This window comes from Flavobacterium caeni (assembly GCF_900101895.1).
In the GTDB taxonomy this organism is placed as follows: domain Bacteria; phylum Bacteroidota; class Bacteroidia; order Flavobacteriales; family Flavobacteriaceae; genus Flavobacterium; species Flavobacterium caeni.
Map to the genome: position 1 here is coordinate 170,479 of NZ_FMVF01000008.1, position 23,801 is coordinate 194,279.

At 51.3% G+C, this 23,801-nt stretch carries 19 protein-coding genes; 8 read left to right on the top strand and 11 right to left on the bottom strand.

Annotated features, from left to right (window positions below):
* Positions 1–44: 44 nt before the first annotated feature.
* A complete protein-coding gene (locus BLP55_RS09675) occupies positions 45–422 on the bottom strand; it encodes an RNA-binding S4 domain-containing protein (protein WP_091142784.1) in 378 nt (125 codons plus the stop codon).
* A 79-nt stretch (positions 423–501) separates the two neighbouring features.
* Between BLP55_RS09675 and BLP55_RS09680 the strand changes: the two genes are divergently transcribed.
* Complete coding sequence (locus tag BLP55_RS09680; protein WP_091142788.1) at positions 502–1,437, top strand: FKBP-type peptidyl-prolyl cis-trans isomerase; 936 nt, start codon at positions 502–504, stop codon at positions 1,435–1,437.
* A 46-nt stretch (positions 1,438–1,483) separates the two neighbouring features.
* Here BLP55_RS09680 and BLP55_RS09685 read toward each other — a convergent pair whose 3' ends face one another.
* The 9 genes from BLP55_RS09685 to BLP55_RS09720 form a co-directional block, all read right to left on the bottom strand.
* On the bottom strand, positions 1,484–2,437 hold the full coding sequence (locus BLP55_RS09685) for a transketolase family protein (RefSeq protein ID WP_091142791.1): 954 nt from the start codon (positions 2,435–2,437) through the stop codon (positions 1,484–1,486).
* A 72-nt stretch (positions 2,438–2,509) separates the two neighbouring features.
* Positions 2,510–3,361 (bottom strand): transketolase, encoded by an 852-nt coding sequence (locus tag BLP55_RS09690; protein ID WP_091142795.1) that lies wholly within the window; start codon positions 3,359–3,361, stop codon positions 2,510–2,512.
* Positions 3,362–3,469: 108 nt separating this feature from the next.
* Positions 3,470–4,594 (bottom strand): T9SS type A sorting domain-containing protein, encoded by a 1,125-nt coding sequence (locus BLP55_RS09695; protein WP_091142799.1) that lies wholly within the window; start codon positions 4,592–4,594, stop codon positions 3,470–3,472.
* A gap of 78 nt (positions 4,595–4,672) precedes the next feature.
* A complete protein-coding gene (locus tag BLP55_RS09700) occupies positions 4,673–5,155 on the bottom strand; it encodes a VOC family protein (RefSeq protein WP_091142802.1) in 483 nt (160 codons plus the stop codon).
* A gap of 142 nt (positions 5,156–5,297) precedes the next feature.
* The gene (locus tag BLP55_RS09705) at positions 5,298–10,361 is read right to left on the bottom strand and encodes a T9SS type A sorting domain-containing protein (protein ID WP_091142805.1); all 5,064 of its coding nucleotides are present in this window, start codon (positions 10,359–10,361) and stop codon (positions 5,298–5,300) included.
* Positions 10,362–10,368: 7 nt separating this feature from the next.
* On the bottom strand, positions 10,369–10,521 hold the full coding sequence (locus tag BLP55_RS17010) for a hypothetical protein (protein WP_170826837.1): 153 nt from the start codon (positions 10,519–10,521) through the stop codon (positions 10,369–10,371).
* Between the two features lie 179 nt (positions 10,522–10,700).
* Entirely contained in the window at positions 10,701–11,813 is a 1,113-nt protein-coding gene (locus BLP55_RS09710) for a helix-turn-helix domain-containing protein (RefSeq protein ID WP_091142809.1), read from the bottom strand.
* Positions 11,814–11,836: 23 nt separating this feature from the next.
* Positions 11,837–12,562, bottom strand: a complete 726-nt coding sequence (locus tag BLP55_RS09715) for a DUF4328 domain-containing protein (RefSeq protein WP_091142813.1) — start codon at positions 12,560–12,562, stop codon at positions 11,837–11,839.
* Between the two features lie 46 nt (positions 12,563–12,608).
* A complete protein-coding gene (locus tag BLP55_RS09720) occupies positions 12,609–14,045 on the bottom strand; it encodes a tetratricopeptide repeat protein (RefSeq protein WP_091142817.1) in 1,437 nt (478 codons plus the stop codon).
* A gap of 180 nt (positions 14,046–14,225) precedes the next feature.
* On the opposite strand from BLP55_RS09720, the gene tgt reads away from it, so the two are divergent.
* The 5 genes from tgt (at position 14,226) to dnaB (ending at position 20,949) form a co-directional block, all read left to right on the top strand.
* Entirely contained in the window at positions 14,226–15,356 is a 1,131-nt protein-coding gene (gene tgt, locus BLP55_RS09725; RefSeq protein ID WP_091142821.1) for a tRNA guanosine(34) transglycosylase Tgt, read from the top strand.
* An 88-nt stretch (positions 15,357–15,444) separates the two neighbouring features.
* Complete coding sequence (locus BLP55_RS09730; RefSeq protein WP_091142923.1) at positions 15,445–16,530, top strand: LptF/LptG family permease; 1,086 nt, start codon at positions 15,445–15,447, stop codon at positions 16,528–16,530.
* Complete coding sequence (locus tag BLP55_RS09735) at positions 16,517–17,410, top strand: DMT family transporter (RefSeq protein WP_091142826.1); 894 nt, start codon at positions 16,517–16,519, stop codon at positions 17,408–17,410. The genes BLP55_RS09730 and BLP55_RS09735 overlap by 14 nt, the downstream gene beginning before the upstream one ends.
* A gap of 902 nt (positions 17,411–18,312) precedes the next feature.
* Positions 18,313–19,266, top strand: coding sequence for an acetyl-CoA carboxylase carboxyltransferase subunit alpha (locus tag BLP55_RS09740; RefSeq protein ID WP_091142828.1), 954 nt, complete (start codon positions 18,313–18,315; stop codon positions 19,264–19,266).
* 141 nt (positions 19,267–19,407) lie between these two features.
* Positions 19,408–20,949 carry a replicative DNA helicase gene (dnaB, locus tag BLP55_RS09745; RefSeq protein ID WP_091142832.1) on the top strand — a complete coding sequence of 514 codons (1,542 nt, stop codon included), beginning with the start codon at positions 19,408–19,410 and terminating at the stop codon, positions 20,947–20,949.
* A 332-nt stretch (positions 20,950–21,281) separates the two neighbouring features.
* Here dnaB and BLP55_RS09750 read toward each other — a convergent pair whose 3' ends face one another.
* Positions 21,282–21,566: a hypothetical protein gene (locus BLP55_RS09750; RefSeq protein ID WP_091142835.1), complete on the bottom strand. Its 285-nt coding sequence runs from the start codon at positions 21,564–21,566 to the stop codon at positions 21,282–21,284.
* Positions 21,567–21,737: 171 nt separating this feature from the next.
* Between BLP55_RS09750 and BLP55_RS09755 the strand changes: the two genes are divergently transcribed.
* Positions 21,738–23,000 carry an asparagine synthetase B gene (locus BLP55_RS09755; RefSeq protein WP_091142838.1) on the top strand — a complete coding sequence of 421 codons (1,263 nt, stop codon included), beginning with the start codon at positions 21,738–21,740 and terminating at the stop codon, positions 22,998–23,000.
* Between the two features lie 152 nt (positions 23,001–23,152).
* Positions 23,153–23,734, top strand: coding sequence for a hypothetical protein (locus BLP55_RS09760; protein ID WP_139149645.1), 582 nt, complete (start codon positions 23,153–23,155; stop codon positions 23,732–23,734).
* Positions 23,735–23,801 lie beyond the last annotated feature (67 nt).

Consider the following 23,801-nt stretch of genomic DNA (forward strand, 5'->3'; position numbering starts at 1 on the left):
ATTTGGAATTTGGAATTTGGAATTTGGAATTTGGAATTTTACAATTAATCCTCCCCATTCCCCAAACCATAATCCTCCAAATCCCGCCGGTCTTTTTTAGTCGGCCTGCCATCGCCGGTTTTGCGGTAATGTTCCTTCGAAAGTTTGAGCATCTCCAGGTGCGCGAACGCCTCGGGCGGCGTGGTGTCTTTGCGGTAAATGTCTACCAGCTTGGCCCCGACGCGGTTGGCCGGCAAATCGAGCACGTTCAAACTTTGGGTAATCTGGTCTTTTCTAAACGTCACCTGATCGCCCGGAAACACCTCTTTCGAAGGTTTGGCTACCTGTCCGTTGACGGTGATCTGGTTCTTTTTACAGGCCTCGGTCACCATGTTTCTGGTCTTGTAATACCGTACGCACCACAGGTATTTATCGACTCTCATTCTTTTTCTAAATTCGGCGTTAAATAGTTCACAAAAATAAATCAATATTGTATCTTGCGCACCTAAAAAATCAGCTATAATGAGCAAATTTAAGTTTTATTTCCTAGCCTTTGCCACGTTGTCGGTTTTATTTTCTTGCGACAAGAACAACAACAGCGTCGACTACGAAATACTACAGGATTACGGCGTACAATATACCTACGACCTGTCGGTCATCGAAGATTATCTGAAGACGCATTACATCGAAGAGATTGTCAACAATCCCGGCGGCGTAGACGACCAGGACATCAAGCTCAGCCCGATTCCCGAAGGCGGCACGCAGGAAGCCATTTGGGACAGCCCGTTATTGCACTTCGTAGATGTCGAAAGACACACGATGACCTACCGCATCTATTACATCAAACAGCGCGAAGGTGCAGGCGACCAGCCGTCGCGTGTAGACCGCGTGCTTACCTCTTATGACGGTGCCTATCTCAAAATGGGCGAGGAGCCGACGCGTTTCGAATACGTGCAAACGCCAACCAGCTACTTGCCGTTGCACAGCGTCATCGTGGGTTGGAGCGAGATTTTCCGTCTGTTCAAAGATGGTAACTTGGTCGAAAACCCAGGCAATCCGGCTACGTTCGAAGATTTTGGGGCGGGCGTGATGTTCGTGCCGTCGGGGCTTGCTTATTACAACCAGGCTACTTCCACGATCCCCAAGTATGCGCAGCTTATGTTCAAGTTCAAATTGTACGACGTAAAACTCGACGACCAGGATGGCGACGGGATTTATTCGAACGATGAAGACATCAACGGAGACGGATTTTTCGACGACGATTCAGACGGCGACGGTATTGTCGATTACCAGGACACCGACGACGACGGCGACGGGCACCTGACGCGCAACGAGATCAAGAATGCTTCGGGGGAATTGTATGATTTTAACCTGATTCCCGATTGTAGCGGCGATACCTCGAATCCCGACAGGCTCAAAAGACACCTCGATCCTGCCTGTACGAAAGAAAACGAATAAAAAAATCCCGTTCAACCGAACGGGATTTTTTATTTATGTGTAGCGCTTATTTGCGTTTCATTACTTTCTCGACGGCTTCGACAATCGCCTGGGCGTTGAGTTTGTATTTCTCCATCAATTGCTCTGGTGTGCCGCTTTCGCCAAAACTGTCGTGTACGGCCACGAATTCCTGCGGACGCGGATGCGTTGCCGTGAGCACGCGTGCCACGCTTTCGCCCAAACCGCCCATGATGTTGTGTTCCTCTGCCGTGACGATGCATTTGGTTTTGGTCAATGATTTCAAGATGGCTTCTTCGTCGAGCGGCTTGATCGTGTGGATGTTGATCACTTCGGCCGATACGCCGTTGGCTTCGAGCGTTTCGGCGGCAAGCAAGGCTTCCCAAACCAAATGGCCTGTCGCGACAATGGTCACATCCGATCCTTCGTTCAACACCACCGCCTTGCCGATTTCGAATTTCTGGTCGGCCGGCGTAAAGTTGGGTACCACCGGACGTCCGAAACGCAAGTACACCGGACCGTGGTGCTCGGCAATCGCAATCGTCGCGGCCTTGGTCTGGTTGTAATCGCAGGTGTTGATGACGGTCATGCCCGGCAACATTTTCATCAGGCCGATGTCTTCCAAAATCTGGTGCGTCGCGCCGTCTTCGCCCAACGTCAATCCGGCGTGCGAAGCGCAAATCTTGACGTTTTTATCCGAATAGGCCACCGACTGACGGATTTGATCGTACACGCGTCCGGTCGAAAAGTTGGCGAACGTACCCGTAAACGGAATTTTGCCGCCAATGGTGAGTCCTGCCGCAATACCAATCATGTTGGCCTCGGCGATGCCTACCTGGAAAAAGCGCTCGGGGTGGTTTTTCTTGAAGTCGTCCATTTTGAGCGACCCGATCAAATCGGCGCACAACGCGACCACTTTTTCATTGGTTTGTCCGAGCTCGGTAAGCCCGGCGCCAAAGCCCGAACGGGTGTCCTTGCTTCCTGTATTTTCGTATTTTTTCATTGTTTTTGTTGCTGTAAGCTTTGCGCTATAGGCAATAAGCTTTACGCCTACTGCTTATTGCTAAAAGCCGGTTTAGTAATCCGATTCGTCTTCGCTATAATTTTGCAGCAATGCGGCTTCGAGTTGTGCGTCGTTTGGTGCCTTGCCGTGCCATGCGTGGCTGTACATCATGTAGTCTACGCCGTTGCCCATTTCGGTGTGCAACAAAACACAAACCGGTTTGCCCTTGCCGGTTTTGGCTTTGGCCTCGGTCATGCCCGCGATGATGGCTTCGATGTCGTTGCCCTTGGCGATTTCGACCACGTCCCAATCGAACGCTTCAAACTTGGCCTTGATGCTGCCCATGGGCAACACTTCGTCGGTCGATCCGTCGATTTGCTTGCCGTTGAGGTCGATGGTCGCGATCAAATTGTCGACTTTTTTGGCCGATGCATACATGATGGCTTCCCAGTTTTGGCCCTCCTGCAACTCGCCATCGCCGTGCAAGCTGTACACGAGGTGGCTGTCTTGGTTGAGTTTTTTGGCCTGTGCCGCGCCTATGGCCACGCTCATGCCTTGCCCGAGTGAACCCGAGGCGATGCGAACGCCCGGCAGTCCTTCGTGTGTGGTAGGGTGTCCCTGCAAACGCGAATCGATTTTGCGGAACGTGGCGAGTTCAGACACCGGGAAGTAACCGCTTCTGGCCAAAACGCTGTAAAATACAGGCGAGATGTGGCCGTTGGACAAAAAGAAAATGTCCTCGCCAATGCCGTCCATGTCGAACGTGTCCTTGCGTTCCATGAGGTTTTGGTACAACGCGACAAAAAATTCGGTACAGCCCAAAGAACCGCCCGGATGTCCCGAGTTGACGGCATGCACCATACGCAAAATGTCGCGACGCACCTGGATCGCTAAATTGTTTAGTTGTTGTGTATTACGCTTCATTTTAGTAAAAAAGTTAAACTGCCGCAAAAGTAGCTTTTATTTGCGCGTAGGACAAGGAAAGTTTTGAATAGTTTTCAAACAAAAACCTTTGCCGAAACCACCGTGGTTTTAGTCTTTGACCAGTTTGGAGACGGCAGTTTGGCCTTGCTGGCCGACGACAATCAGGTATACGCCCGAAGGGAGGTTTCCAACCGATAAGGTATTGTCGGCAGCGGAAATGATTTTGGTATGCAGCGTCCTGCCGTCGGGGCCAATGACAGCAACCTGTGCGGGTGCTGGGTTCGGAAGGCCAATCGACACCACGTCCTGTGTGGGGTTGGGCGCAATCGAAAAAAACGACGCGCGCGGCGCAAACGTTCCCAGTGGATTGTAGACGTATTCTGCCCTTTGCGAATTGATCCAAGACGCGCTTTCGGCTACCCAGTTCTGGTTGGTCAGCACATCCAACGTGCCATTGGGATTGTTCTGTAGGTCGGTTTGTACGCCGTTTACCCAAGACGCCGAAACCGCGCTCCAATTGTCGGTGTGTTGCGCGATCAGGTAGTCGTTGCTGTCGTAGGTGTTAAAGTCGCGTCTGGTGTTGGACCACGAAGCGCCGCCATATTGTTCGAGCAAATAGGTAAGTTTTTTGTGGGTCGTGGTGTAGGTCCAGGTTTCGCGTCGCGTGTCGTTCCAATTGTCGTTTACCGATTGTTGGTGAAGCAATTCAAGTGCATTGCCGTTGCCGTCATTGGTGTACAGATAGCGCATTTCGGCATCGCCCCAATTCAGCGATACATGCGATGATGTGCTGAGCACCAAATAGCCCGACGCATCGTATTCGTGGTTGGCGTAGGTGTTGTTTTGCCAGGCATCATTGGCCCAGGTTTGCTGGACAATGGTGGCGACTTTTCCAAAACCGGTGTAGGTGTAGTGCGATTGCGAACTCGGGTTCCAGGAATTGCCCGATGCGCTCCAGATATGCGATTGCTCCAGTGCCATTTGCCCTTCGGTGTTGTACGCCATCGAAACCCTGAAACTGTTTTTCCAGCTTTGGGTCGCGGCATCCCAAACTTGATACAGGATTTGGTTTTTTCGCCCTTGGTCGTCGTACGTGTGTTGTTGGTGAATCCACGGCGTCCATTGCGGGTTCGCCCAATTGAAGAACGTACAAGACACCAAGCCATCGGTGTTTTGGCTCCGCAAAGCGCCGCCCGATAGCACCAGCAACATCAAGAAGAATATCCGCATCATTTTTTTTGGCAAAAATAGCGATTTTGTGTCCGCTTTCGCCCGACAACAAAAAACTGTAAAACGTTCTTCTCGCTATTGCTATTTCCCGTCGTAGGCGTCCTGTATTTTCTGGATGTCGATTTTGATCATCTGCATCATTGCCTGCATCACGCGAGCGGCCTTTTCGGGATCTTTGTCCTGCAGCATTTCGGGCAGCATGGGTGGGGTGATTTGCCAGGCGACGCCATATTGGTCGCGGATCCAGCCACAGGCGAGCGTTTGTCCGCCGGCCGCGAGGATCCCGTCCCAGTATTGGTCTATTTCCTGTTGGGTGTGGCATTTGACGTAAAACGAAACCGAGTCGTTGAATTTACATTGCGTATTACCGTTGAGCGCCACGAACTCCTGCCCGAAGAGCTCGAACCCCATGACCATGACTTCGCCCTCGGGCCCGGGCGCACCCTTGCCATACCGCGTGGTATCGGTGATTTTGGCGTCCTTGAAAAGCGATACATAAAAGTTGACGGCTTGCTCGGCCTGGTTTTCGAACCAAAGGAAAGGGGCGATTTTTTGCGTGTCCATGATTTGCGTTTTTTAAGTTGATACCACAAAGTTACGCCGTTGGGCGCATCGATGCAGGGGCAAACGCGACAAATGGGCGGCCTATCGAGACAAAAAAATAAGCCCCGCCAAAGCAGGGCCTATCCAATTATTAAACAACAAATTACCGCTTCACGATGCGAACGGTTTGGACCGTGCCGCCACCGCTAACGATAAGGTTGTACACACCCGACGGATATTGTCCGCCAAGTGTAAAAGAGGTGATGTCACCTTGTATTTGTTGTTCTTCAATCAAGCGGCCGAGCATGTCGAACACCTTGACCTGTTTGACCGATCCGGCGTTTACGTCCACCGTCAAATCATAGGTAAACGGATTCGGCCATACCTTGGTTGCGCTGCCTAAAGCGCCCGCTTTGGCAGACAACGCACCCGGCGCGGTGATCGTACAAACGCCGCCCAGCAAAGACCATACGCCAGAAGTCAATACGGCCACGCGTACCTGGTAGGTTTGGCCTGGGACATAGCCCACGACTTGGTTAAACGTAAACCGGTTCAGCGTAGACTCGACGGTCGTGACCTGTGCGTTGCCGGTGTTGGTCAACTCGAAACGGTACTGCGTCGCGTGTTGTAGGCTGGTCGTGGTGACAAAGCTGTTGGCCGTTTCGATCGTTCCGCCGCAAGGCACCAACGTTGGTACGGCAGGTGTGGTCACCGTACACGGGTTGCCGAATGCCGTATAGTCGCCGTTGGTTCGCATGGCCACTTCGATGCGGTAAGTGGTGCCGTAGGTGTACGTGGCCAACATCGGTAACGAGAACCAATGCAAGGTCCTGTCGATGGTTTGCACCTGGTTGGGCGCACTGGTATCGGTAAGGTTGGTCACCCTGAAACGGTATCCGGTCACGCCCGCCAAACTGCTTGTCGCGATCAACGTATTCATGCCCGCAAGCGTGATCCCGCACTGGCTTGGCGTCACCTGGGCAGCTCCTCCCGGCGCGAGGATGGCCGGTGTCGATACGGTACAACTTGGCCCATAATACCCCACGAAAACGCCGTTCATTTGTACCTCGATGTCGACCGAGTAGGTGGCGGCATAGTCGTACGAGGCAAACATGTTCATCCTGAAATTCGGTACACTGCGAACTAGGGTTTGCTGTGCAGCTGTGGCCGTATTGGTCACACGAACGCGGTAGGCCGTTGCGCCGGGCAGGCTTACGATGCCCACTAGTGAATTGATGTTGGCCAACGTCGCACCGCAGGAAGCCGGGGTGAGCGTCGTCACTACCGATCCGCCTTCGTCCGTGGCGCCGTTACAGTTGTCGTCGATGCCATTGCCCGCTATTTCGGCGGCACCCAGATTCACATTGGCATCGGTGTCATCGCAGTCGGTTCCCAAAGAGGTCTCGGCATAACCAGTCGGTACGGTCGCGCCGTAGCAAATGGTTTCGTTTCCGTTGTCGTAGCCGTCGCCATCGGCATCGATGAACAGCGAAGCGCTTTGGAAGATGCTTTCGTCAGCGTCGTCACAATCGCTACCCAAAGTGGTCTCGGCGTAACCCGTCGGCACGGTCGCGCCGTAGCACACGGTTTCGCCTCCATTGTCGTAGCCGTCGCCGTCGGCATCGATGAACAGCGAAGCGCTTTGGAAGATGGTGTTGTCGGCATCGTCGCAATCGCTACCCAAAGTGGTCTCGGCGTAACCCGTCGGCACGGTCGCGCCGTAGCACACGGTTTCGCCTCCATTGTCGTAGCCGTCGCCATCGGCATCGATGAACAGCGAAGCGCTTTGGAAGATGGTGTTGTCGGCATCGTCGCAATCGCTACCCAAAGTGGTCTCGGCGTAACCCGTCGGCACGCTCGCGCCATAGCACACGGTTTCGCTTCCCGCATCATAGCCATCGCCGTCTGCGTCGAGGAAAAGGTTGGCCGATTGCCATACGGTGTTGTCGGCGTCGTTACAATCGGTGTTGTTGGTCGAATAGCCCGGCGGCGGTGTCGGTCCTTCTTCGACTTCGACAAGATCGCCTGTTCCAAATCCGTCCAAATCGGCATCGACATAGAAAAAGAAATTCTCGGTATCGACGGTCACCGCGATAGCGATACGCGGGCTCTCGCAGCCATCGAGTGTTTGCGAGACATAGTACGTGCCCGTGGCCAAGACGGTATTGGCGGCCAATGGCGTGCCGTTGACATCGGCGAACCACTGGATCAAAGTACCCGTTGCTTCGAGATCGGCCACAGTGGCGCTGTCGTTAAAGACTTGCGGCGACGGAGCCGTTGGCGCGGGTGTCGTAGAAATGGTAACGCTAACGGCAACGCGCACGCTTTCGAACCCATCGATGGTTTGCGTCACATAATAGGTCGCCGTTGCGAGCAGCGTGCCCGCATCGAGCGGCGTACCTCCCGAAGCGGCGTCGTACCAAAGGATATTTTGCCCGTCGGCTTCGAGATCGCCCACCGTGGCCCCTGCGCAAAACGACTGGCTTGACGCTACCGGCGGCACGGCCTCGATGGCCACGACGGTAAGCACGAGTTGGTTGTCGTTTACGCACCCAACCGAGAACAAGTAGTCAAGACCGTTCCGGATGGTCGACGTGTTAGCTGCCATGTTGCAGGTCGTGATGAGGCCCGTGGTGGTAGCTACGGCAAAACTGTCGTTTACGGCAGGCGCAAAGCCAAGGGTCACGGCCACGCTGCCGTTCAACGTCGCATTGCCCGTGACGGCCAGTACGTCGTGTCCGGTACCTGGCGTAAGCCCATTGAGGTCTACGGCAATCTGCGCACCGCTCTCCATTTCAAAAGGCCCTACGAGATTGAGCGTTCCCGGTGCGCCGCCCGGCGATACGGTGCCGTTGTTGGTGAAGTTGGCCAATGGCGGAAGATCGATGGTGCCCACGCCCGCGAGAACGCCATCGGCATTGTTGGTGAACGGGAAGGTGCCCGTGAGGTCAATCGTTCCGATTTGCGCGTCGATGGTTCCCGAATTGTTCAGTTCGCACAGGATTTGCGTCACCCCGGCCTGGGTCGTTTTCTTGATGAGCCCAAAGTTGTTGAGTAGATGCGAAGCGCCTGCAGCATAGCTTAGGTTCGCAGCATCGGCACGCAAGTCGATGACACCCGCAGCTTGGTTGTTCACGATGCCGTCGACAATGTACAAATCGCCAGAATCCACCAACGAAAGCGTCCCGGCATTGTTGACGGTCGTCCCTCCGTTAATCGTCTTGTTTGCGCTCGTGATCAGATTGACGGCAAAATTCGATGTGAGTGCACCACCGCCAATGATGGAACCCGTCGCCCAATCGATGCCACCCGAACCTGTAAAGTCGAGAGTGGCCGCGGTAGGGACGGATGTGGTGGCGGTCCAACGCAGGGTGCCGTCGATGGTCCCGTTTAGTGTGCCCGAGCAGGTGACCGTGCTTTGCCATTCGAAAATAGCGCCTGCGGACACATTATAGGTGCCGCCATTGAGTTGGATTGCGGGATTGGCCAAGACCAGACTGCCGCTTTCGACCGAAATCGTACCGGTGTTCACCAAATCGCACTCGATTGTTACGACGCCCGTGCTGGTGGTTCGTCTGATCGTACCTGAGTTGTTGAGTAAATAAGACGCCCCTGATGAATAGCTTAGGTTGGCGGCATCCGAGCGCAGGTCGATGGTGCCCGAAGCCAGGTTGTTCAAAATCCCGTTGATGATGTACAAGTCACCCGATGATTGTGTATAGATCAGCGCCGAATTGTTGAACGTGGTCCCGCCATTGAGCGTTTTGTTGCTCGCGGTGGTGAGGCGCATCGTAAATTGGTTGTTGAGCGTGCCGCCGCCGGTTACCGTTCCCGTAGACCAGTTGACGTTGCCCGTGCCCGTGAAGGCGAGGGTGGCGGTTTCGGACGGGGCGACGCTGATGGTGCTGTACCAGATCATCTCGCCCGTCATCGTCCCGGTTAATGTCCCCGAAAGTCCGACGGTGCTGCTGCAGGTCAAAAAGGCACCCGCATTTACATTGTAGATACCGTCTTGTAACGTAAGGCCCGGATTGTTCAGGTTGAGCGTACCGCTCTCGACCCAAATCGTACCTTCGTTGTGGAATTCATTTTCGATGACCGCGGCCCCGGTAGAGGTCGAACGCTTGATTAGCCCGTAGTTGTTGAGTACGTGCGAGCCACCGGCGGAATAGCTTAGGTTTCCGGCATCGGTTTGCATGTCGATCACGCCCGACGGTTGGTTGTTGACCGTCCCGTCGACGACATACAAATCGCCGCTCGAGACAATGTTAATCAGTCCTGTGTTGTTGAACGTCGTGGCCCCGTTGACGGTTTTGTTCGCAGCGGTCGCCAGATCGATGACGTGGTTGTTCGTGAGTGTACCGCCGCCGTTGAGGATGCCCGAATTCCAACTGATGCCCCCTGGGCCGGTAAATTCCCACTGCGCGGTTGCAGCCAGCGGAACGGTAACGGTTCCGGCCCAGTTGATGACACCGTTTATGACACCCGAAAGCACACCCGTTGCGGTGACTGTCGAGTTCCAATTGAGTGCGCATCCGGCCGAAACGTTGTAGGTTCCGCCGTTGAGTTGGATGCCGGGATCGGTTAGCGTGAGCGTACCGCTTTCTACCGACAGCGTTCCGGTGTTGACCAAATCGGCGAGGATTTCGACATTGCCCGTAGACGTAGTTTTCCTGATGAGCCCAAAATTGTTCAACGCGTGCAATGGTCCCGCGGAATAACTGAGGTTGCCGCTATCGGCTTGCAGGTCGATCACGCCAGCGGTTTGGTTGTTGACCGTTCCGTTAATGATGTACAAATCGCCCGAGTCCGAAACATTCATCGTCCCGGTATTGTTGAGCGTGGTGTTGCCGTTGATGAATTTGTTGGCGCTCGTGAGCAGGTTAATCGTACCGGCGTTGTCGAGCGTGCCGCCGCCCGTGAGCGAACCCGAATTCCAGTTGATCGTGGTGCCGGCCTCAAAAAAAGAAGGCGTGTAGAATTCAAAAGTGCCCACGATGGTTACCGTGGCCGTTCCATATACCGCGATCGAATTGACGGCCGTATTGACGTTGACGTTGACAGTGCTTCCTGTGGGGATCACCACGTCGTGTGCGATGCCCGGAAGCCCAAGGCTCCAGTTGCCCGGGACGTTCCAATTCTGGCTGATGGCGCCCGTCCAAGTGTTGGTTTGTGCCGATACGGCCAAAGCCGAAAGCACAGCGCATAGAAATAAAAGTTTTTTCATTGTGATGTTAAATTGGGTTGTTATTGATTTTTTGTTTCAGTTGAAACCCAATCACGGCGTGCGGATGCACGGATGTAGGTGTGCGGTTGTTCTCATAAGCTTGTTGTTTAATGTTGGACATTTTTTTACCTGGATTTTGGGCAAAGCCATCCTGTTCCATCCTTTTTGCCAGGATGGGACTTGGGTAGTTTGGGTATCTTTTTTTGAAAATCGCGAGGACCGAAAATCAGATCGACAGACGTTCAGTCGTTTCGCATAAGTACAGGAAGAGTCGGGGGAGAGTCGTATCCCGAAAGTAGTATCGCACACCCAAACCAGCGTTCGGATTATTGCGTTTTGTCAAGAATTTGAACCGATTTGCGTTTTGCGGTACTCCGATGGCGTCAACGAAGTCGCCTTTTTGAAGGCCGCGTTAAATGTGGTTTTGGAATTGAAACCCGCCTCAAGGCCGATGGCCACCAGTGTATAATTGGCGAATTGCGGGTCGTGCAAATACGCCTTGGCTTCGGCCACCCGCAACGCGTTGAGATAGTCGGGAAAACCGATGCCCAATTCGGCGTTGATGGTGCGCGAAAGATGGCTTTTGCTGATTTTGAGTTCTTCGGCTACTTTGTCGAGCGTCAGCATCGGGTCGAGGAACCGTCTTTGGGCGACGAGCAAGTTTTCGAGCGCCGCGATGTGTTCGTTCTTGGTTTTCGAATCTGAATCTGCGTTGGGCTCGGTTAAGGGCTTGTTCTTTCTTTTTTCCTGTTCGACGCCAAATTTGTAGATGCCCACATGGCCCATCCAGTAAATCGCCATGGCCATCCCTATGTAAACCGCATACCAGTAGTTCAAGCCAAATTGGTAATCGGCCAGGGCCACCAACAGCCACACCAGGCTCAGTAAAAACAGCGCGACGATGACCCTTTTGAACCAACGCAAACGATCGGCCAGTTCCTTGTTGCTTTTTTCGGTTTCGCGGATACGGGTGAACAGATACACCACCACCGAAAAGTCGATCGCGATCGACGTATATTCGAGTACGGGTTCTGCCACATCGGGCAAGGACCAAAGCGCGGTATTTTGCGGATCGAGTGCGTAGGCCGTCTTGTACACAATAGCGAGTACAAGCGCCGTCAAGAATGGCGTCAACAACCAAAATTCACGTTTGTCCAAAGGCCGGTCGGGTTCGATCAGCCGTAGGCCGTACCCCAAAAACAGGATGCCCGACAGCAATTGGAACGGGACAAACCAAATGGTCCAGAATTCGGCTTCGCTGATAAAACCGGCATCTTCGAGATAGTATTGGAGGTTGTCGAACGAAAACGACAGGATGAAAGCCGCCAGCAGCCGTGTAGACAATACCCGGTACTTTTTGGCGCCGAGCACGACGATGCCAAAAATGATGCCTTGGATGATGCCGGCCAGCATTAGGCTGTTGTAAAAATTGAAATGGTATACGACTCCCATACCCAAATATAGGAAATATCGTATTATGAAAAAGGCTCGGGAACGGTTTCTACGGTTTTTTCGCCAGTATTATCGGCTGTTTTTTGCACGGCTGTCGTTTCTTGCGCAAACAACATCGATTCCATTTTGGCGTAATCGGCAACGACTTTGATCGCGAGCAACGCCAAAGGAACCATGAGCACACAACCTATCGCACCCATGAGGGCGGCCGTGATGCTTTCGGGCAGACTTTCGGCCGATTTGGTCAAAGCCCACTCGACACGCCCGTACAGCATGCAAACAATCCAACCGGCCCACCACCAGCCCACATAGGAAGCGGTGAAGTGCTCGGGGTATTCGCCTTTTTTGCTGCCCATGATCTCGAAGGTTTCGGTGTACAGCTCCTTCATGATCTGGTACGGCATGTACAGGTTGACGAACGGGACGAACCAAGCGCCTGCCGCCCAGCCCTCGGTTTGTGACAACCCGCTTACCCGTTGGTGCAGGTTGTAGTAGGCGCGTCTGAACCAACTGATGAACGCGACAATCGTGGCGATGTAGGCGATCACCATGACGATGACCAGCAGTTGTTGGCGCGCGTCGTTGGCCTCTGCTGCCTCCATGGATACGGTCGCGCCGTCTTGCCATGACTGTAAGAGACGGTATTCAAAATAGCTCGAAATCGCCAAGAGCGCATAAAGCGCCAATACAATCCAAAGCAGGACGATCGTCAGTTGGGCGCGTTGCTGGTTGGGTTTGAGCGGTTTCACGTGTTGAGGTTTGCGCAAACATAGGGAAAAAACCACAATAAGCAATTTAAGTCATGGGTTCGGCTTCTTCCCGTTCCTTGTCGATAATTTTTTGCGCGATGCGCAACCGAGCGAGTTTGTTCTTTTCGATCAGTTTGTTTGTGGCCCAATGTTCTATTTTATGATGCAACGGTACCAGCAATGCCGCAATAGTGACCATGATCGCGAGCATACCGATGGGCGAATGGTGGGTGAGGTGTGCAATGTAAGGATGCAGCAACAGGTTGATGAATTCAAACACCAACAGCAACCCGACGATGCCCAAAACCTTGAGCCATTTTTGATTGACGATCACGCTGCGCGTCAGTAAAATGAGCCCAACCAGAAAGCAAACAATGACCAGGGATATTCCGGCATATTGGATCAACATCTTGGTTTGCTCGGCTTTTTTTTGCTCGGCTTCGGCGCGTTGTTTTTCGCGCAACCGTTCTTTGTACAGGATGCGTTGGTAATCTTTTTGAGTGCGGTTGTCGTAAAGGCTGTCGCGCAAAGCAGAAGCTTTGTCAAAGTAGCCTACCGCAAGGTCGTTCTCTTTGTATTTGGTGATTTCGGCGAGGTTTTGATAGGCCAAAAGCAGTATTTTGTCTTTTTCCCGATTGTTTTCGACGATTTTTTCATAGTAGGATCTAGCGCCCCGGATGTCGCCCGTTTGTTTGCAGATTTCGGCCAAACCTTTGTAGGCACGCGCCATGATTTGGTTGGGCACCTCGGAAGGTTCGTTCATTTGGGTCTGCGCCAATTCGACGGCTTTTTGATGGTAAGATTTTGCGATTTCGAGATTGTTGTTGCGCTGGTGTACCGTGCCGATTCCGTAGTAGGCAAACGCCAATTCGCCTGGCCCGAGTTGATTGGTTTGCCCGATGCCGTAGCTTTTTTGATAATAGTACAACGCCGAATCGGTTTTGCCCAAATTGGCATAGATTTCCCCCAACCGGTTAAAGACATGCACCTCGTCAAAGAGCACTTGTTTGGGTTTGAGTTCGAGGAATTTTTTTTCGGCGCGACGCAAGTAGACGATGGCACTTTGATGGTCTTCGAGCTCTTCGGCAAACATCCCGACAATCAGCAACGCATAGGCGTGGTAGATCTTGAAGCCCTGTTGTTCGCTCAACTTCAAACATTCGACATAAAGTTCCAATGCTTTGGCATAATTGCCTTTTCGGTTGTTGTAGTTGGCTTGCGCCTCGATATAGTTTACGGTGTAGCGCAACACATATTTGTTGCTTTTCAATTTTTTGAGGACAGACTCGGCCCTCAAGAGGTAGTAGGCCGAACTATCAAGATCGGCAAGGCTGTAGTCCCATGAAAGATTGATCAGCGCGTTGAACCTCAAACTGTCGGTGGTTGCCTTTTTCAAATCGGCATGGTGCTTCTTGAGGTCTTTCAGTTGCGCGAAACCGTTCAGTGAAAACAAAAAAATAAAAAGAAAGTATTTGATTTTCATGACTTTGGCGTTACAACAAACTTAAACAATTTATCGCCACGGCTCGCGCGCGATCATAGAAATTGTGGTGGCTTGCGTCGGTATGCGCAAAAAATCATAAATCGACGCCAATTTTCAGATTTTCAAATTTTCACATCTTTAAATTCTACTATCTTTGCCGTCCCGAAACCTGGGAATTTTATGGAATTTGAACTGTTACACAAAGACCCGCAAACCCAAGCGCGCGCGGGCAAAATAACACTCGGCCACGGCGTCATCGAGACACCTATTTTTATGCCCGTGGGTACGGTGGCATCGGTCAAGGGCGTGCACCAGCGCGAACTCAAGGACGACATCAACCCCGACATCATTCTCGGAAACACCTACCATTTGTATTTGCGTCCGCAGATGGACGTGCTCGAAAAGGCGGGCGGTTTACACAAATTCATGAACTGGGACCGCAACATTTTGACCGATTCGGGCGGATACCAGGTGTATTCGCTGTCGGCCAATAGAAAAATCAAGGAAGAAGGCGTCAAGTTCAAGAGCCACATCGACGGGTCGTACCATGTTTTCACACCCGAAAATGTAATGGAAATCCAGCGCACCATCGGCGCCGACATCATCATGGCCTTTGACGAATGTACGCCTTATCCGTGCGACTACCGTTATGCGCAACGTTCGATGCACATGACGCACCGTTGGCTCGACCGTTGCATCAAACACCTCGACAATTTGCCGTTCAAATACGGTTACGAACAAGCATTTTTCCCGATCGTACAAGGATCGACATACAAAGACCTGCGTCAGCAATCGGCCGAATACATCGCCAATGCAAACCAGCCCGGAAACGCCATCGGCGGATTGTCTGTCGGCGAACCTGCCGAAGAAATGTACGCAATGACCGAAGTCGTGACGGCCATTTTGCCCGAAGACAAACCGCGTTACCTGATGGGCGTGGGGACACCGGCCAACATTCTGGAGAACATCGCACTCGGCATCGACATGTTCGACTGCGTCATGCCAACCAGAAACGCCCGAAACGGCATGCTGTTTACGGCCAATGGCACGATCAACATCAAGAACAAAAAATGGGAAGCCGATTTTTCGCCGCTCGACGAGATGGGCCACACGTTTGTAGATCGCGAATACACCAAAGCCTACCTGCGTCACCTTTTTGCCGCCAACGAATACTTGGGCAAGCAAATCGCTACCATCCACAACCTCGGTTTTTATATGTGGTTGGTTCGTGAAGCCAGAAAGCATATCTTAGCCGGAGATTTCCGCGAATGGAAGAACAAGATGGTGAAGCAAATGGACCAGCGACTATAGTCGTAAAGTCCGAAAGTCATAAAGTCATAAAGGCAGGACGCCGTTGACAGGAGACTTTAAGACTTTATGACCTTATGACTTTATGACCATGTTGACAATCATAGACAAATACATCCTCAAACGCTACCTCGCCACTTTTGCGGTGATGTTGCTGTTGTTTATCCCGATCGGGATTGTCATCGACGTATCTGAAAAGATCAACAAGATCCTCGAGAACAAGGTACCGTTTGTAGATGTGGCGATGTATTACCTCAATTTTACGATTTATTTCGCCAACCTTTTATTTCCGATTTTCCTGTTCCTGAGCGTGATTTGGTTTACGTCCAAACTTGCGAACAATACCGAGGTCATCGCGATTTTGAGTTCGGGGATTTCGTTTACGCGGTTTTTACGGCCTTATTTGATTGGCGCGACGATTGTGTCGTTGTTTGCGTTGCTCATGGGTTTTTTCATCGTGCCCAAGGCCAGCGAAGGTTTCAATAATTTCAGATACACCTACCTCAAGGCCAACGGACGCGAAGACATGCGCGAAGATTCGAACGTATACCGGCAAATTGGCGACGACGCGTTTTTGTATGTCAACAACTTCAACACCGTCTCGAAAATGGCGTTCAACTTTTCGCTCGAGAAGTTCAAGGGCGAGCAGCTCGAGTTCAAGATCACGGCCAACCGCATCAAGTTCAACCCTAAGGACAGCACCTATACGCTGTACAATTACGTCAAGCGAAAAGTGGGTCCATTGCACGATGTGATCGAGCGCGCCGAGAAAAAAGACACCGTATTCGCGTTCGAACTCGAAGATTTGACCCCCGTCGTGTACATCGCCGAAACCCTTACGCTGGGCGAGCTCAACAGCTTTATCGACAAAGAGCGTGCGCGCGGCAACGCCAACATCAACACCTACTTGGTGGTGTTGTACAAAAAATACAGCATCCCGATTTCGGCCTTTATCCTGACGATCATTGCCGTGGCCGTATCGTCGATGAAACGCCGAGGCGGTATGGGGATGAACTTGGCCATTGGCATCGCGTTGGCCTTTACATTTGTGTTTTTCGACAAGGTTTTTGGCGTCATGGCCGAAAAATCGAGTATTCCACCCATCGTAGCCGTCTGGATCCCGAACGTATCTTTTGGCGTCCTGGCCGTTTACCTGCTCAAGAATGCGAAGCGGTAGTACTTTGAGCAGTTATTTGCAACTGCACCTGATTGTTTTTATTTGGGGATTCACCGCCGTACTGGGCGAACTCATCTCGATTCGCGACGCCTCGTTGGTATGGTACCGCATGTTGCTCGCCGGGTTGTTTGTTTTGGCCTACCTGGCCATTAGACGGAAGCCTTTTGTGCTGCCGCTCAGGGATGTCCGCAAATTGGTGCTGGTAGGGTTGCTCATTGCGATCCATTGGATTTTCTTTTTCAGGGCCATCGACGTCTCGAACGTATCGGTGACGCTTGCAATGTTTTCGACGGGTGCGTTTTTCGCGTCGGTGCTCGAGCCCATTTTTTACAAACGCAAGATGTTGTGGTATGAGATCCTGTTCGGGCTCATCATCGTGGCCTGTTTGTTCTTTATCATGAACGTCGAGATCAAATACCTCGAAGGCATGCTGTGCGCACTGTTTTCGGTATTCATGGGCGTCATGTTTACGATTTTCAACGGCAAGCTCATCCAAAAACACGATGCCACTGTGATCAGCCTGTATGAATTTTTCTCGGGGTTTGCGTTTGTGTCGATGTACCTGATGTACGACGGCCGTTTTACCGCCGATTTCTTTCACCTTTCTACCAACGACTGGCTGCTGTTGCTGTTGCTGTCTTCTATTTGTACCGCTTATGCATTTACCGCCGCGGTGAACGTCATGAAAAAACTTTCGCCCTACACCGTGATGCTTACCACCAACCTCGAACCGGTTTACGGCATTTTCCTGGCCTACCTGATCATTGGCGACAGCGAAAAAATGAGTGTGCCGTTCTACATTGTTTCGGGCATTATTTTGGCGACGGTGATTGCCAATGGGGTGGTGAAGCATTATTTGCGGAAGAAGCAAGTGGTATAGGAGCTTTTTCCCGCTTTACACTGCAATCTTTTTAAAGCTTTTTGCAAAAGCTTTAAAAAGGATTTCCGTTTCAATCGGGGCTATGCTGCCGCAGGCTTTCTTTTGCCTTGACGCAAAAGAAACAAAAAGTCAAGGCCCGCAAATCCCAAACTCAAAAACTACCTCGGTTCTCGCTCCAAACCACTAACCGTTCGTTGTTTTGCTGGTCGCAAACAACTCAGCTCTACGCAGTTTTGCCGCTCAAACCTTCCTTGTTTTTTAACGCCTGTTATTTGATGGCCGCTGGCGCTCAAGGAAAGTGTTTATTTTATTTTTGGCTTGCCCGCTGCGCCAAAAATCCGCACGAGGAACGTTCGCACAAAGTTAAATGAATCGTCTCGCTTGCGACGTTCGTCGTAAAACGTCCTCGCGGGGAAATTCGTTCTAGAATGAAAATCTTCCCTGCGCGTTGGACGAACGCACAAAGCGAGGGGTAAATTTTATATTGACGATAAACATTCTTCGTGAGGCAGCGCGCTTTGGTCGTGGCAGGCGGGCACCTGCGGCTTGAAGCTGGCGTTAAGAAACAAATGGTGTTTGAGCGAAGCGAGTTCATTTGTTTTAGCCGGCGAAAGCCAGCAGGTCGCCGAACGACCGCGCGCCAGGCATTTTTGCTACTTTTGTTGCCAGACAAAAGTAGACCCGCGGTAGCGAAAACTTCAAAGAATTTCAAAACGCCCAGTTTTGAAAATAGCACCAGCAAAGCAGTCAGTCCCTAGCCCCGATTGAAACGGAAATCCTTTTTTGAAACTTTGCCAAAAGTTTCAAAAAAGATTGCAGTGTAAAGCGGGAAATAGCTCCAAAAAATAAAAATATTACTTTATCTTTGCTTTTCCAAAACACAAAAATAACCACAAAATCCTATGGAATACTTAGATTTTGAACTCCCCATAAAAGAGCTCGAAGACCAGCTCGACAAATGCCAGATCATTGGCTCTGAATCGAATGTAGACGTGTCGGCCACGTGCAAACAGATCGAAAAGAAACTCGAAGAAACCAAGAAAAAAATATACAAAAACCTCACGGCCTGGCAACGCGTACAGTTGTCGCGCCATCCGAACCGTCCGTATACGATGGACCACGTGCGGGCGTTGTGCGGCGAGACGTTCCTCGAACTGTTTGGCGACCGCAATTTCAAGGACGACAAGGCCATGATTGGCGGGCTCGGCAAGATTGGCGGGCAGTCGTTCATGATTGTGGGACAGCAAAAGGGGTACAACACCAAGACGCGCCAGTACCGCAATTTTGGTATGGCGAACCCCGAAGGCTACCGTAAGGCGTTGCGCTTGATGAAGATGGCCGAGAAATTCGGCGTACCGGTGGTGACGTTTATCGACACCCCAGGGGCTTATCCTGGGCTCGAAGCCGAGGAGCGCGGACAAGGCGAGGCCATTGCGCGCAACATTTATGAAATGTGTGTCCTGAAAGTACCGATCATTTGCGTCATCGTGGGCGAGGGTGCTTCGGGTGGGGCGCTTGGCATTGGCGTGGGCGACCGCGTGTTGATGATGGAGAACACCTGGTATTCGGTGATTTCGCCCGAATCGTGTTCTTCGATCTTGTGGAAAAGCTGGGAATACAAAGAGCAGGCGGCCGAAGCCCTGAAACTGACCTCGGACGACATGAAAAAGCAAAAACTCGTAGATGACGTGATCCCCGAACCGCTGGGCGGCGCGCACTACGATCGCGAAACGGCGTTCAAGACCGTCGAGCAATACATCCTCAAAAGCTACAACGAGCTCAAAGATTTATCAACAGACGAACTCGTCGCCAAAAGGGTTGAAAAGTACAGCAAAATGGGCGAATTCAAGGAATAATTCGCGCATGAGCAACAAATTGATCCGAAGCCTTACCGTTTCGGATTTTTTTTGCGTTATAAACAAAAGGACAAGATTTATCAACAGCTTGTCGTCATAACTCGGACGCGCTTTTTTTTAATTTTTTTTTACTTTCGCTCCATGGAAAATCTCAGAAATATCAATCCTGTACGCGTCGATAAAACCACCATCATCAACCTAGAGAAAGGCAAGCTCCCGCCGCAAGTACTCGAGCTTGAGGAAGCGGTACTGGGTGCGATGATGATCGACAAAAAAGGCGTCGACGAGGTGATTGATATCCTGCAGCCCGACGCATTCTACAAAGACGCGCACAAGCACATTTTTGAGGCGATTGTGCAGTTATTCACAGATACGCAACCGATTGACTTGTTAACCGTTTCAGCGCAACTCAAGAAAAACGCCAAGCTCGAACTGGCGGGTGGCGATTTTTACCTGATCCAACTCACGCAAAAGATTTCGTCGTCGGCGCACATCGAGTTCCACTCGCGCATCATTTTGCAGAAATACATCCAACGCTCGCTGATCAAAATATCGTCTGAAATCATCGAGGAATCCTATGACGAAACCACCGATGTGTTCGATTTGCTCGACAAGGCCGAATCGCGTTTGTACGAGGTCACACAGGGCAACATCAAACGATCGTCCGAAACGGCGCAAAGCCTTGTGATCCAAGCCAAGAAGCGCATCGAGGAAATCGCGGGCAAGGAAGGGCTTTCGGGGATTGCGACGGGTTTCGAAAAACTCGACCAGGTGACTTCGGGCTGGCAACCTTCGGATTTGATCATCATTGCGGCGCGTCCGGGTATGGGTAAAACCGCGTTCGTGTTGAGTATGGCGCGTAACATCGCGATCGACTTCGGGCATCCCGTGGCGGTGTTCTCGCTCGAGATGTCGTCGGTACAGCTCATCACGCGTTTGATTTCGTCCGAAACCGGTTTGTCTTCGGAGAAATTGCGTACCGGTAAACTCGAAAAACACGAATGGGAACAGCTTTCGATCAAGGTCAAAAACCTGGAAAAAGCGCCACTTTATATAGACGATACGCCATCGCTTTCGATTTTTGATTTGCGGGCCAAGGCGCGTCGTCTCTCCTCGCAACACGGCATCAAGCTCATCATCGTCGATTACCTTCAATTGATGACGGCCGGCGGTAGCAACGGCAAAGGCGGCGGAAACCGAGAGCAGGAAATTTCGACCATTTCGCGAAACTTGAAAGCGCTCGCCAAGGAACTCAACGTACCCGTGATTGCGCTCTCTCAGCTCTCGCGTGCGGTAGAAACGCGTGGTTCGAGCAAGCGGCCGTTGCTTTCGGATCTTCGTGAATCGGGAGCGATCGAGCAGGATGCCGACATCGTTTCGTTCATCTACCGTCCCGAATACTACAAAATCGACGAATGGGACGACGAGGAACAATCGCCAACGGCGGGCCAGGCCGAATTCATCATCGCCAAGCACCGTAACGGCGGACTCGAAAACGTTCGCTTGAAATTCATCGGCAGCCTCGGTAAGTTTGACAATCTTGAAGAGTATGGCGGCGCGTATGACGATTTGCCGAGCAAGATGAACCACGAGGACAATCCGTTTACGACCAAGCATTTGCCGTCGGCCAACGAAGCCTTTGGCAGCAACATGAACGACGACGACAACGATGTGCCGTTTTGATTTGGGTTAGTTGTGGCAGTAAGTATGTGGTTTTTCTGCAGCGGCCGTATTGAAAAATTTTGTATTTTTTGTCCGATAGGGCAGGGGGAATAGGGTTTACCCCTAAAAAATGCGCACGACATTTAAGTACAGAAAATCTGTACTTTTTGTTAAATTATGGCCACTTTCTCCACGAATTCTAAGCATCCGGGCACGGCCTCGAGCCCTATGAAACCATGACAGCGGTTTTGTGCTGCCTATGCGCCCCGCTATTCACAGTAAGTTACTACAATGCTACGCTGGTATCGGGTCAGGTGGTTTGCATCGTCAAGTTCCGGTGGCGCGAGGCTGCATCAGCTTCCGGCCCATCGCGTCCCGAAGATCCCGACAGCCAGCTCAATCCAAATTAACGCCAGCAGCAACAATGCAAAGCCGCACAAAAGGATTCTGTTTTGTGTTGTTTTGACCGTGCGCAAAATCCACTCGCACGCGAAGCCCGTGGTGAGCAAGAGCGCGCCTGCGATGATGAAGTCGAAAGCGCTCCATTGTACTTCGTCGCTGCATTGCATCGCGACAAAAGGGACCAGGAGTAGGATTCCCACTGCCGATATAATTCCGATTAATCTTTTGTTTTTCATGGTGTTGGCTTTTAAGTCCGGATTCAATGCAAATATATAAAAGTACTTTGAATTACAAAGTTAAATTTACTTTTTTCTACCGATGCGTGACGCGTCAACCATTTTGCAAGCCAATTTTATCTTTTTCTTCACATCGATTTCGCTATCTTTGAAAACCTTAAATGTTTAGGAATGTATAGCAAACGCTTCCTTTTTGTCCTGATGCTGGTGATTTCATGGTCTGCCAAGGCCAACTTCATTTTGCTGCCGATGGACGAATCGACCCAGCAAAACCACCTCAAGGCCTACGGCATCACCTATTGGGTGCTCGACAAGCAGTACAAGGCGAGTTGGTTGCTCAACTACCGTGGCGGCTCGTTCCTTTTGCCCGATGCGCCAGAAATCCGCAAGGAATGTCAGATCCGTGGCGTGAGTTTCGAGGTGCTCAGCGATGCGCAGGCCAACCAAATACTCGACGAAATCGCGAGTCCGTCGCAAAACATGGAAACGGTGGTGCTCGAAAAAGCGCCCAAGGTGGCCGTGTATACGCCCAAAGGCAAGCAACCGTGGGACGATGCGGTGACGCTGGTGCTGACCTATGCCGAAATCCCGTTCACGGCGGTTTACGACGAAGAAGTCCTGACCGACCAGTTGTTATTGTACGATTGGCTGCATTTGCACCATGAGGATTTTACGGGCCAGTACGGTAAGTTTTTCGGGGCCTACCGCAACGCGCCGTGGTACATCGAACAAAAAAAGGAAGCCGAAGCATTGGCGGCCAAACTCGGTTATGCCAAGGTGTCGCAGGAGAAGCTGGCCGTTGCGCAAAAAATACGCGATTTTGTCATCGGCGGCGGGTTTATGTTTGCGATGTGTTCGGCTACCGACAGTTTCGACATTGCGCTTGCGGCAGAGGGTGTCGATATTTGCGAGCCCATGTTCGACGGCGACCCGAGCCAGCCAAACTACCAGTCCAGGATCGATTATACCAAGTCGTTTGCATTCAAGAATTACACACTCGAGAGACGTCCGGAGCGCTATGAATTCTCGGACATCGACATGACCGAAAAGCGCAAGATCCCGATGGAGAAAGACTATTTCACGCTCATGGAGTTTTCGGCCAAATGGGACGTCATCCCCAGCATGTTGTGTCAAAACCACACACAATTGGTCAAGGGATTCATGGGACAATCGACGTCGTTCGAACGTGATCTGGTCAAATCGAACATCCTGGTCCTGGGCGAGTGTCAGCTCAACGGCGAGGCGCGTTACATCCACGGGCAAATCGGCAAGGGCATGTTCACCTACTACGGCGGACACGATCCAGAGGACTACCAACACCGCGTGGGGGACGAACCGACGGTGCTCGACTTGCACCCGACATCGCCGGGTTACAGGCTCATTTTGAACAATGTTTTGTTTCCGGCTGCGCGCAAGAAAAAGCAAAAAACCTAGCCAAATTTGCCGCCTGAGGACAGTCGGAAATAAAAAAAAGCTATTTTTGACCCAAATCGTTATTTTTCAAATTTCGCCCTTCCGTTCGGTAAGGCTTAAGCACCCCAAATCAGATGATTATATACTTCGGCATTAGCTTGATTGGCCTTTTGATGTTACTGATCAATAGCATCCTGTACAACAAAGAAGCCAAGGGAAAAGACCGGATGTACAAGATATTGTGTGTTTACCTGACGCTTTTGTTTGTGGTCGAGTTGTTTTGCCACATCATCGGATTCTTGAAGCCCAATTCCAATTTTTTCCTTTCGCATTACTATTTCAACTTTCAATTCGTCTTGTTGAGCCTTTTTTTCTACCATTTGTTTGCCGACCGAAGGAAGAAAATTTTTGTCTTGGCGATGCTGGTCTTGGTAACGCTTTTCTTGGCCTATCAGTATTACACAACACCCGGGCTCTACTGGATTTTCAACATCTATGAGATAGGAATCACCACATTGTTGCTGATGTTGTACGCCGGATTTTCGATCATGGAATTCAACCGACGCTACTCGCACTTTTGTTTCGGGTTGATCATTTACCTGTCGTGTTCGTGTTTTATTTTCATGTCGGGCAACACCGATCTGGTCCTGACAACCGAACCGTTTATCGTCGATATCTGGGTTTTCAATTCGCTGTTTTACATCTGTTACCAAGTGATGATTTACAGGGAATGGAAAGTGCTTACGGGTAGATAAAAAGCTAATAATCAAAAAAGGGCAATCGCCAATCGTGCGACCACCCTTTTTCAATCTTTCTTTTTTC

Bases quoted from the DNA above. Each gene is read 5' to 3' on its own strand.
- BLP55_RS17010 (WP_170826837.1), bottom strand. From the start codon at position 10,521: ATGGAACAGGATGGCTTTGCCCAAAATCCAGGTAAAAAAATGTCCAAC.
- BLP55_RS09710 (WP_091142809.1), bottom strand. From the start codon at position 11,813: ATGGGAGTCGTATACCATTTCAATTTTTACAACAGCCTAATGCTGGCC.
- BLP55_RS09685 (WP_091142791.1), bottom strand. From the start codon at position 2,437: ATGAAAAAATACGAAAATACAGGAAGCAAGGACACCCGTTCGGGCTTT.
- BLP55_RS09690 (WP_091142795.1), bottom strand. From the start codon at position 3,361: ATGAAGCGTAATACACAACAACTAAACAATTTAGCGATCCAGGTGCGT.
- dnaB (WP_091142832.1), top strand. From the start codon at position 19,408: ATGGAAAATCTCAGAAATATCAATCCTGTACGCGTCGATAAAACCACC.
- BLP55_RS09695 (WP_091142799.1), bottom strand. From the start codon at position 4,594: ATGATGCGGATATTCTTCTTGATGTTGCTGGTGCTATCGGGCGGCGCT.
- BLP55_RS09740 (WP_091142828.1), top strand. From the start codon at position 18,313: ATGGAATACTTAGATTTTGAACTCCCCATAAAAGAGCTCGAAGACCAG.
- BLP55_RS09750 (WP_091142835.1), bottom strand. From the start codon at position 21,566: ATGAAAAACAAAAGATTAATCGGAATTATATCGGCAGTGGGAATCCTA.
- BLP55_RS09680 (WP_091142788.1), top strand. From the start codon at position 502: ATGAGCAAATTTAAGTTTTATTTCCTAGCCTTTGCCACGTTGTCGGTT.
- BLP55_RS09705 (WP_091142805.1), bottom strand. From the start codon at position 10,361: ATGAAAAAACTTTTATTTCTATGCGCTGTGCTTTCGGCTTTGGCCGTA.
- tgt (WP_091142821.1), top strand. From the start codon at position 14,226: ATGGAATTTGAACTGTTACACAAAGACCCGCAAACCCAAGCGCGCGCG.
- BLP55_RS09760 (WP_139149645.1), top strand. From the start codon at position 23,153: ATGTTACTGATCAATAGCATCCTGTACAACAAAGAAGCCAAGGGAAAA.
- BLP55_RS09675 (WP_091142784.1), bottom strand. From the start codon at position 422: ATGAGAGTCGATAAATACCTGTGGTGCGTACGGTATTACAAGACCAGA.
- BLP55_RS09730 (WP_091142923.1), top strand. From the start codon at position 15,445: ATGTTGACAATCATAGACAAATACATCCTCAAACGCTACCTCGCCACT.
- BLP55_RS09755 (WP_091142838.1), top strand. From the start codon at position 21,738: ATGTATAGCAAACGCTTCCTTTTTGTCCTGATGCTGGTGATTTCATGG.
- BLP55_RS09735 (WP_091142826.1), top strand. From the start codon at position 16,517: ATGCGAAGCGGTAGTACTTTGAGCAGTTATTTGCAACTGCACCTGATT.
- BLP55_RS09720 (WP_091142817.1), bottom strand. From the start codon at position 14,045: ATGAAAATCAAATACTTTCTTTTTATTTTTTTGTTTTCACTGAACGGT.
- BLP55_RS09700 (WP_091142802.1), bottom strand. From the start codon at position 5,155: ATGGACACGCAAAAAATCGCCCCTTTCCTTTGGTTCGAAAACCAGGCC.